This is a genomic window from Streptomyces sp. NPDC021356, assembly GCF_040641015.1.
Taxonomy (GTDB): domain Bacteria; phylum Actinomycetota; class Actinomycetes; order Streptomycetales; family Streptomycetaceae; genus Streptomyces.
Map to the genome: position 1 here is coordinate 392,718 of NZ_JBFACU010000003.1, position 9,270 is coordinate 401,987.

The window sequence follows — 9,270 nt, forward strand, 5'->3', positions numbered from 1 at the left end:
CGAGCGCTCCCGCTGCCAACTCCTCTCCCGCGCGAGGGCGGGGAGCGTGCCGCCGCTGCCCGCCGTGCCTCCGCCCGACGGCCGGAAAGCGTGCCGGGGCGGCAAGCGGAACCCGGCCGGCGGAGGGTGCCTCACCGTCCTCTCACCCCCTCCTCACCTCGCCATCACCGCCTCCGTGCCGGGAAAACCTGAGTTCTCGCCAAAAGCGGGTGATCGGCAGGTTCCGGCCGCGGGGGACACCAGGCGCCGCCGCGCCGGGTCTGACCTCACCCTCCTCTCCGCGAGCCGGGGCCCGGCGGCGGGACTGGCGCGGGCTCCGGGACGGCCGACACCGTACGACCGCGGCACATGCGAGCGGTCTACCTGCCAGCTCCCTGATTACTGACCAGTACACGAATGTGGCGTAATTCACTCGCCCTAAATCGACGCTCTGTCACCATCATCGCCAACGAGGCACAGGCATCCGGACTGCGGCGGGGGGCGTGGCATGGGGCTGCTCGGCGGTGAGCTGGCATTCGCGCATGCCCTGACTGCCCAGGAACGTGAGAGCGTGATGGCGCTCGGCAGCCGCAAGAACTACCCGGCGGACGCACATCTCCTGACCGAGGGGGACCGGTCGAGCCACGTCCTGATCATCGACCGGGGCTGGGTGACCGTCTCCGTGTCTACGGACCGCGGCGCCCCCGGGCTGATACTCGGGCTGCGCGGCCCCGGCGAACTCCTCGGCGAGATGGCCGCGCTGGACCCGCACCCGCGCAGCGCCACCGTGCGCGCGCTCGGACCCGTCGAGGCCCAGGTCATCTCCGGGGACGCCTTCCGCCGCTTCCTCGCTCTGCACCCCCGCGTCAGCGGTCTGGTGATACGCCAGCTCACCTTCCGGCTCCGCAGCGCCGACCAGGAACGGTCCGCGCTCGCCTCCCTCACCGTGCTGCAACGCCTGGCCAGCCGGCTCACCGAACTTTCCGAAGCCTCCGCCTCTGCGGGCCCCTACGCCCCCTCCCGGGCGAGCCCCACGGCCGGCCCCCGGCCCGCCGGCCCCGTCGTCCGACTGGCCCAGGACGAACTGGCCGCCACGGTCGGCGCCACCCGCGAGGCCGTCGCCAAGGCCCTGCGTCTGCTGCGCACCCAGAACATCGTCCGGACCGGCAACAGGATGGTGGAAGTCCTCGACCCCGGGCTGCTCGCGCTCCTCGCGGACGGCCACCAGGAGTAGCTCCCGCCCCGACGTGTGTAAACGGCTACAGACGGCCCCCGTTCCGCAGAGCAGGCTCTGAGGGACGGAACACCGAGACCACCACCTCTTCGGCAAGCGCACAGAACTCGCAGGGGGACACGGGTGAACCACGACGCCAACGAACTCACCGAAGCACACTACGAGTTGGTGATCAGTGTCGACGCCAGACGGTCGGGCCGGTACGACGACGTCGACAAGCAGCGGATGCGCGCCCGTATCTACCGTGTGCTGGAGACGGCCTTCACGCACGCCGCCGTCCCCCCGGACGCCCTGCACACCGAGGACCGCGGGGACGGGGTGCTGCTGGCGGTGCAGGGCAGGATCGCGGCCACCCGCCTGCTCGGCCTGTGGCTGGTCGAGGTGCACGAGAAGCTGCGGGAGGAGAACCGCGGCCTGCGGGTGCCCCTGGGGCTGCGGATCGGCATGCACGTCGGCCCGGTCCGCCACGACGACCGGGGCATCAGCGGACGCGCCGTCGACCTCGCCTGCCGGCTCGCCGACTCCTCCGTGGCCCGGCGGCTCCTGGACGCGGAGGACGCCGACCTCGTCCTGGTGACCTCCGCGTCCCTGTACGAGGAGGTGGTCGGCAGCGGCGGCAAGTTCATCGAGCCCGAGCGCTACACCCCCGCCCGGCTGGAACTCAAGGAGGGCGAGGTCACCGCCTGGTTCCACCTGCCCGGCCGGCCCGCTCCCCAGATCCCCGCGACCACCCCGCCGGCCCCGGACGGCGCCCCGCCCCGCCCCGCCGCCGAGGCCCCCGCGCCCGAGGGCGAGGGACCGTCCGGTGCCGCCGCGCCCGTCGCGGACCCGTTGCCGGCCCAGTACACCGTGCACGGGGACATGTCCCAGCACCACGACAACGTGTACCAGCAGCCCGTGCACATCGGCCGGAGCACCGGCCGCGAACCCGAGCAGAAGGGCTGAGCCGGGTGAGCGACGAACCGCAGACGGACGGCCCGGCCGAACAGCCCCTGGAAAGGCCGGTGCGCCGCGACAAGCCGGACAAGCCCCGCGACGCGGAGAAACCGGACCGTGGGCGCACCCCGCGGGGCGAGGAGAAGAGGGACAGGCGCGAGCGCTCCCGGGACGAGGGGGCCGACGGCGGCGGGCGCGGGTCCCGGTCCGACGACGAGGACCCGGACGACGCCGCCGGACAGGACGGGGAGAAGGACAAGGAGAAGGAGAAGGACAAGGAGCGGGAGCGGGAGAAGGAGCGGGAGCGCGCCGCCGGGCGGTTCAAGGAACACACCCGCGACCCCCTGGCCGAGGAGGAGAGCGAGGACGGCACCACCGACCTCGCCGCGGCTGCCCGCACCCGCCGCGCCACTCGGCAACTGTTCGACGTCGGGCGTGACTTCACCAGCTTCGACCACAACTACTTCCGCACCGCCCACATCGGCGACGTCAACCTGCTCCTCGACAGCCGCAGGTCAGGCGCGGCCATGCGCAGCGGGCCGGTGCCCGACGAGGAACTGCGCAGGCTCCGCCGTATCCACGTGGAACCGCAGGGGTACGTGCAACTGCGCCACGCGCTCCGGGCCCGCCGCCTGCTGGTGCTCGGCGCCGCCCCGGGCACCGGGCGGACGAGCACGGCCCTCTCCCTGCTCGACGAGGTCACCACCCGCGCCCCGCACGGCAGCGGCGCGCAGCCCGCCTCCGGGCACCGGGTGCGACGGGTGGGCCCGGACGACGGAGTACGCCAACTGGCCGCCTCGCTGGGCGAGTCGCGGGGCGAGGAGGACGAGGAGGGCCGCCCCGGCGGCGGATTCCTGCTGGAGGTGTCCCTCACCCGGCCCGGCACCCTTCCCCCCGCCGAGATGGACCTCGACGAACTGGCCGCGGCCCTGGACCGCCACGACGCCTTCGCGGTCGTCGTCGTGTCCGTCGGCGCGGCGGCCAACCCGCTGCTCGCCGGCCGGTACGGCATGCTCTGCCCGCCCGCGCCGACCCAGGAACTGCTGCGCACCCGGCTGCGCGAGCGCCTGGAGCGCCACGCGGCCACGTCACCCCGGGGCGAGGACGCCCGCCCGGACGACCTGCTGGCCCGCGCCGAGGCACTCGCCGACCGCGACGACGTCAAGGACGCCGTGGGACTGAAGGACCTGCGGCCCGCCGAGGCCGAACTGCTCGCCTCGCTGCTGGCCGGCCACGTGCTCGGGGACGTCTCCCAGGAGGCGCTGTTGTCCGGGTGCCGCAGCCTGGCCGCCGCCCAGGCCCAGGAGTGGTTCGCCGGTGTGGACCGCGCGCTGACGGCGCCCGCGGCCGAGCCGGACGGGAAGACGGCACGGCCGGGGACGGCCACCCTGTTCCACCCGGTGGCGTTCCGGATCGCCCTCGCCGTACTGGGCGGCGCCCCGCACAGCGCGGTGGCGTCCGCCGCCCACCTGCTGACCTGGGAACTGTCCGTGCAGTGCGACCCGGACAACACCCCGGCCCGCCCGCTGTTCTGCGACGACCCGGACGCCGACCTGGCGCTCTCGCGCGCCGAACTGACCGACGGCACGGTCGAGGTGGCCGGTGCGGAGGTCCCGGCCCGGCTGATCTGGTACCGCGGTTCCGCGCTGCCGTCCGCCGTGCTGGCCGAGCTGTGGGACCGGCACTTCCCCACCCGGGCGCCGGTGATGCGCTGGCTGCGGCTGCTGGCCGACGACCCTCGCCCCCAGGTGTGGATGCGCGCGGCGGTCGCCGCGGGCGAGCTGTGCGTCCGCGACTTCGACCACGGCTACACGGAGCTGGTCCGGCCTCTCGCCGAGGCGCCCACGCCGTTGCGGCGGATCTTCGCGGCCACCACGCTGGACCAGGCCGCACGGCATGCCTCGCACCGGGGGGCCGTGCACCGGCTGGTCGGCGAGTGGAGCCGGCACGGCACGACGCGGCTGCGCTGGACGGCGGCGATGGCACTCGGTTACGGCAACGCCGCCGCCACCACCGACGACACCCTGGACGCGCTGGCCCGCATCGGCAGCCACGGCGACGGGGACCAGCTCGCCGTCGCCTCCTTCAACGTCGTACGGCTCCTGGCGCTGCCCGACGCGCCCCGGGTGCTGTCCCGGATGGCCGAGTGGACCCACCACAAGCGCGAGCGGTACCAGGACATGGGCCTGGTCACCACCGTCCGGCTCGCCCTGACCACCGTCGAGGAGGTGCTGACGGACGACCCCGACTCGCCGCTGGCCGACCGCGGCGACTGGCCGCTGCCGCTCGCCCTCGCCGCCGACCGTCCCGCCCTCGTCGGCCCCATGGCCGACCTGATGTGGACGGCGCTCAACACCGCGCGCTCCAAGGACGTGGCGATGGACGCGCTGGAGACGCTGCTGCGCTCGGCGGTGCGCAAGGACGGCACCGAGTGGACCCGGCCGGGGCTGGCGGCGCTGCTGCCGGCGCTGGCCACCGAGGAGTACGACCGGCGGCGGCTGGACTGGCTGCTGCGCCGCATGATGAACGACCCGGAGAAGCCGCTGCCCGACGCCCGGGCGCGCGACTTGTGGCGGCTCGCCGTCGCACCGCGACGGCCCGCACGCCAGGAACCGTCGCGTCAGGACCCGTCGCGCCAGGACTCGACGCGTCAGGACCCGTCGCGCCGGGAACCGTCGCGCGGTGGTCCACCGCGCCAGGAACCCGATCGCGGTGGACCACCGCGCCGGGAGCGGTCACGCCGGGAGGGAACGCGCGAGGAGGAGAGGCATGGCTGAGGACGAGAACCGCGCCGGTGCCGGGGGCCCGGCGCCCGCCGGGCCGTTCCTGCGGGAGTACACGCCGACGGGTGGCTACCCGCCGGTCAGCGCCCAGCGGGCCTCCGTGGTGTTCTACCGCAACGGCGGCTACAGCGTGATCACCGTCGCAGGCGTCCAGCACGTCGGCAAGCGCGCCCTGGCCCGGCCGTACACCGTCTGCGAGATCGCCCAGGGCACCTTCGTGACCACCCTCGACATGGAGCTGCCCGCCGCCGGCGGCACCAGCTTCTTCAAGGCCGAGGTGGACATCGAGTGGGAGGTGACCGACCCGCACCTGGCCGCCGTCAACGTCGTGACCGACGTCGCCGGGCGCCTCACCTCCCCCGTACTGGAACGGCTGCGCGAGGTCACCCTCGGCTACCCCGTCACCGAGGCCGACCAGGCCAACCGGCTCATCACGCAGGAGTGCGTCGCCGGGCGCTGGAGCGACCTGGGCGGCGAACTCGGCCTTCGGGTACGGCTCTACGTCCGGCTGGGCGTGGACGACGAGGCCATCGCGTACGCGCAGAAGAAGCGCGAGGTGCACGCCGACGCCGAGGTGACCCGGGTGCGCCAGGACGAGTTCCGGCGCATGCTGCGCGGCGGCGACATGGAACAGCTCACCTACATGCTGGCCGCCGACCCCGACGGTGCCAAGGACTTCCTGGAGAAGATCCGCCAGGAGGGCCGGCAGGACGAGAAGGACCGCCTGGACCGGCTGTACTCCATGGCCATGGCGGGCGAACTGCACGCCGCCGACGTGGAGACGCAGGTCCTCAACCTCCTCAACCAGGGCCGCGGACGCCCCATCCAGGGCCCCATCGGCTCGGGTCCCGCCCGCCGGGAGCCGCGCCGCCTGGAGGCGGGCGAGGAGCGGCCGTTCACTCCGGACTGGGCCTCGGACGACCCGCCGCGCCGCAGGCCGGCGCGGACGGACTCCCTGTGGGACGAGCCCGTACCCGGCAGCTCCGAGCACCCGGAGCGCTACCCGGCCGACGACGCGGACCAGGACCCGCCGCACCGGGTCCACCGGGACCACCGGGTCCACCGGCCCGAGCCGTACGACCCGTACGGCGACGACCCGGACCGCGAGCCGCCCCGCCGCACCCGTACCGGCGACGACCCGGACCGCGAGCCGCCCCGCCGCAGCCGTTCCGACGACGACGGCTGGCCCTGGGCGGATGAGGACCGGTGACCGCCGACGGGGGCGCCCAGACCTCCTCCGACCCGGTCGTGCCCGTGCCGAACGGGGGTCGGCACAGCCACGACCGGGCGGAGGAGCGCATCGCCGAACGGCTGCTCAACACGGTCCGCGAGGACCTGGGGAGGGCCGACTCGAAGGCGGCCGTGCTGCTGTCGGGAACGCTGGCCCTGCCCGCGTTCCTGGTCGGCTGGCACGGCCCGCCCGGCTGGCACGGACCCGCCGACCTGACGCTCGTCCTGGCCGGGGTGTTCTGGGCCGTCGCGGTTGGCGCCCTGGTGGGGGCGCTGCTGCCGCGCACCGGCACGGTCCGCGGCGGGAACGGGGTGACGTACTTCGGCGACCTGGTGGCCCCGCGCGACCTGGCGGGGCTGACCGCCCGGGTCGCCGACGCCGGCCTCGATCCCACCCGCTGGCTGCTCGTCCAGGCGGTGGACGTCAGCTCGATCCTGTCCGCCAAGTACCGCGCCATCCGCTGGGGAGTGGGCTCGCTCGCCCCGTCCTCCGCACTGGCCCTGGTCTGGGGCCTGACCTCGCGCTGAGGCACGCGGCCGGGCCCGCACAGAGCACCGAAGACAGACACGAACCAAAGAAACAGGGGACGCGGTGGGAAGAGTCACGGGAAGACGGCAGACAGGAAGGGGCCGGGCGCGCCGCGCCGCGGTCTCGGCGCTGGGCGGCGCCGCGGTGCTCGTGTCCCTGCTGGCCCCGGCCGGCCGGGGCACGGCGCCGGTGGCGGACGCCGTCCCGGCGTTCCCGGCGGTCAACTACGCGGTCGCCGTGGACGAGTCGGCCAGTCTCACGCCCGACGACATGAAGGCCGAGAAGGCCGCCGCCGCGCGGATCGCGCTCGGCGACGTCTCCTCCGACTCCCACGTCACGGTCTACGGCTTCGCCGCCGCGGAGTCCGCCGACCAGCGCGCGGTGGACCCGGTCTGCCCGCGGACCGCGCTGGACGCGGCGGGCCGCGAGACGATCGACACGTGCGTCGGCCGACTGCGCGGCCGCAAGAAGGACGAGGGCACCGGCACCGACTTCCCGAGCGCGATACGCCAGGGCGTGCACGACCTCACCGACGGCACCGACCCCTCCCAGCCGCGGGTCCTGTTCCTGCTCACCGACGGGAAACTGGACGTCACCGGCAGCCCCGCCTACGGCGACCCGGCCCACCGCACCGCCGAGGGCGAACGCCAGCTCAAGCAGGAACTCGCGAACGCCGCCGCCCACGGCGTGCAGGTCTGGCCGCTCGGCTTCGGTGCCGACCCGGACAAGCAGCAGCTCGACCGGATGGCCGCCGGCGGCTACCAGAAGGGCTGCGTCGCCCTGCCCTCCGCCGCGCCGAAGGCGCACAAGGTGTCCGGGTCCAAGGACATCGGCAGCACGCTGGAGGAGATCTTCGCCGCCGCCCACTGCCTGCGCCACGAACAGGGCCCCAGCAAACGCCCGCCCGCCACCCTGGACATCGGCATCTCCCCGCTGGCGACCGTGGGCAGCATCGTCGTCGACAAGGGCGACCCCGCGGTCAAGATCACCTACTACGACCCCCGGGGCAACAAGGTGCCCACGCACGGCACCTACGAGAAGTCCGGCTTCGAACTGGCCGGCGGCTCCGGGACGGTGGAGGCGCTCAAGGTCGTGGACCCGCTGCCCGGCACCTGGAAGGTGAAGGCCGAGGCCCCCGAGGGACACCGCTCCCTGCCCGTCGCCGTCAGCGTGCTGTGGCAGGGCGAACTGCGCGGCGCCCTCACCGCCGACCCGCCCTCACCGCAGGCCGGCGAGAAGGTCACGGTCACCATGCGGCTCCAGACCCGCGAGGGCTACGAGATCAAGGACCCGCGCGACTACGCGGGACTGCGGGTGGCCGGCCGGCTGACCGGCGCGGGCCTCACCCCGCAGACCCTGAACCTCACCGACGACGGCACGCGACCCGACCGCACGGCGGGCGACGGCTTCTTCACCGGCACCGTGCAGGTCCCCGGCAGCGCCCGGGGCACCCTGAAGGTGAGCGCCACCCTCACCGCCTCCGGCCTCAAGGCCGACACCCGCGACCTGGGCATCGACGTGGCGCCCGGCCCCCCGCCCGTCACCGCGCCGCTCGACCTGCCCGCCGCGGACGTCCACCCCGGCGCGACCGTCACCGGCACCCTCGACGTCCACAACAGCAGCACCACCGCGCACACCCTGCACCTGTCCGTCGCCGACGTCCGCTCCGGGCTGCTCTCCGTCAGCCCGGCCACCGTGACGCTCGCGCCGGGCGAGTCGGGCACCCGCAAGGTGAGCATCGAGGTGGCCCCCGCGGGCGTCTTCGGCGACCGCCTCGGCGACGGACTGAGCCTCGCCGCCACCGTCGAGGTCACCGACGCCACCGACGGGAACCGGGCCCTGGCGGCCTCCCCGCTCTCCCTGCGGGTCACCCCCGAGCCCGGCATCTGGGACCAGTACTGGTGGGCGTTCGTGATCGCGGCCGTCGTGCTCGTGCTCCTCGTCCTGGCCGCCGTCGCCTGGTCCCGGCTGCGCCGGCGCCGCCGGGACCCGTACGGGCTGAAACTGCACCTGGTCTCCGAGGACGGCGACCTGCTGTACGAGCACAAGGCCGGACGCGGCAACAAGAAGCAGTGGTACGAGTTCGCGATCGCCGAGGCCCACCGCAACCCCCGCCTGGAGAAGCGCAACCACGGCGGCCCCTACGCCGTCCGCCGCAACCCCGAGGGCGGAGCGGTCCTGCGCCGGCAGGGCGGCCGGACCCCGCTGCGCGCCGGCAGCCGCGTGGCGCTGACCGAACGGCTGTACCTGCAACTGGGCGAGGACACGCACCCGGGCGGTACGCAGCACAGGTCCACGACGGCCCCCACCCCCGGCGACGGCGGCACCGGTGGCGCCTACGGGGACTACCTGTGACCGCCGGGACGTCCGGCCGGCGGGCGCCGCACCGGGTGGCAGCCGATCCGCGCGCAGCGTCCGCCGCGCCGTACTCCACGGCGGTCGCACGGCGCTCCACGGCGGTCGTACGGCACTCCGCACCCGCCGCACGGCGCTCCACGGCGGTCGTACGGCACTCCGCACCCGCCGCACGGCGCTCCACGGCGGTCGTACGGCACTCCGCACCCGCCGCACGGCGCTCC

Annotated in this window: 6 protein-coding genes and 1 pseudogene; all 7 read left to right on the forward strand. The window is 74.6% G+C overall.

Annotated elements, in window-relative coordinates; translation table 11 throughout:
• Nucleotides 1-487 precede the first annotated feature (487 nt).
• Nucleotides 488-1,213 (forward strand): Crp/Fnr family transcriptional regulator, encoded by a 726-nt coding sequence (locus tag AB0G56_RS05795; protein WP_360964177.1) that lies wholly within the window; start codon nucleotides 488-490, stop codon nucleotides 1,211-1,213.
• Nucleotides 1,214-1,336: 123 nt separating this feature from the next.
• A complete protein-coding gene (locus tag AB0G56_RS05800) occupies nucleotides 1,337-2,158 on the forward strand; it encodes a hypothetical protein (RefSeq protein ID WP_360964180.1) in 822 nt (273 codons plus the stop codon).
• Nucleotides 2,159-2,163: 5 nt separating this feature from the next.
• Nucleotides 2,164-4,926, forward strand: a complete 2,763-nt coding sequence (locus AB0G56_RS05805; RefSeq protein WP_360964183.1) for a hypothetical protein — start codon at nucleotides 2,164-2,166, stop codon at nucleotides 4,924-4,926.
• Nucleotides 4,919-6,142 (forward strand): hypothetical protein, encoded by a 1,224-nt coding sequence (locus AB0G56_RS05810; protein ID WP_360964186.1) that lies wholly within the window; start codon nucleotides 4,919-4,921, stop codon nucleotides 6,140-6,142. Before AB0G56_RS05805 ends, AB0G56_RS05810 begins: the two co-directional genes overlap by 8 nt.
• Nucleotides 6,139-6,690 carry a Pycsar system effector family protein gene (locus tag AB0G56_RS05815; RefSeq protein ID WP_360964189.1) on the forward strand — a complete coding sequence of 184 codons (552 nt, stop codon included), beginning with the start codon at nucleotides 6,139-6,141 and terminating at the stop codon, nucleotides 6,688-6,690. The genes AB0G56_RS05810 and AB0G56_RS05815 overlap by 4 nt, the downstream gene beginning before the upstream one ends.
• A gap of 64 nt (nucleotides 6,691-6,754) precedes the next feature.
• Nucleotides 6,755-9,046 carry a vWA domain-containing protein gene (locus tag AB0G56_RS05820; RefSeq protein ID WP_360964192.1) on the forward strand — a complete coding sequence of 764 codons (2,292 nt, stop codon included), beginning with the start codon at nucleotides 6,755-6,757 and terminating at the stop codon, nucleotides 9,044-9,046.
• Nucleotides 9,043-9,270, forward strand: a pseudogene (locus AB0G56_RS05825) (hypothetical protein); the annotation flags it as partial. The gene AB0G56_RS05820 and the pseudogene AB0G56_RS05825, both read left to right, overlap by 4 nt.

Bases quoted from the DNA above. Each gene is read 5' to 3' on its own strand.
- AB0G56_RS05810 (WP_360964186.1), top strand. From the start codon at position 4,919: ATGGCTGAGGACGAGAACCGCGCCGGTGCCGGGGGCCCGGCGCCCGCC.
- AB0G56_RS05795 (WP_360964177.1), top strand. From the start codon at position 488: ATGGGGCTGCTCGGCGGTGAGCTGGCATTCGCGCATGCCCTGACTGCC.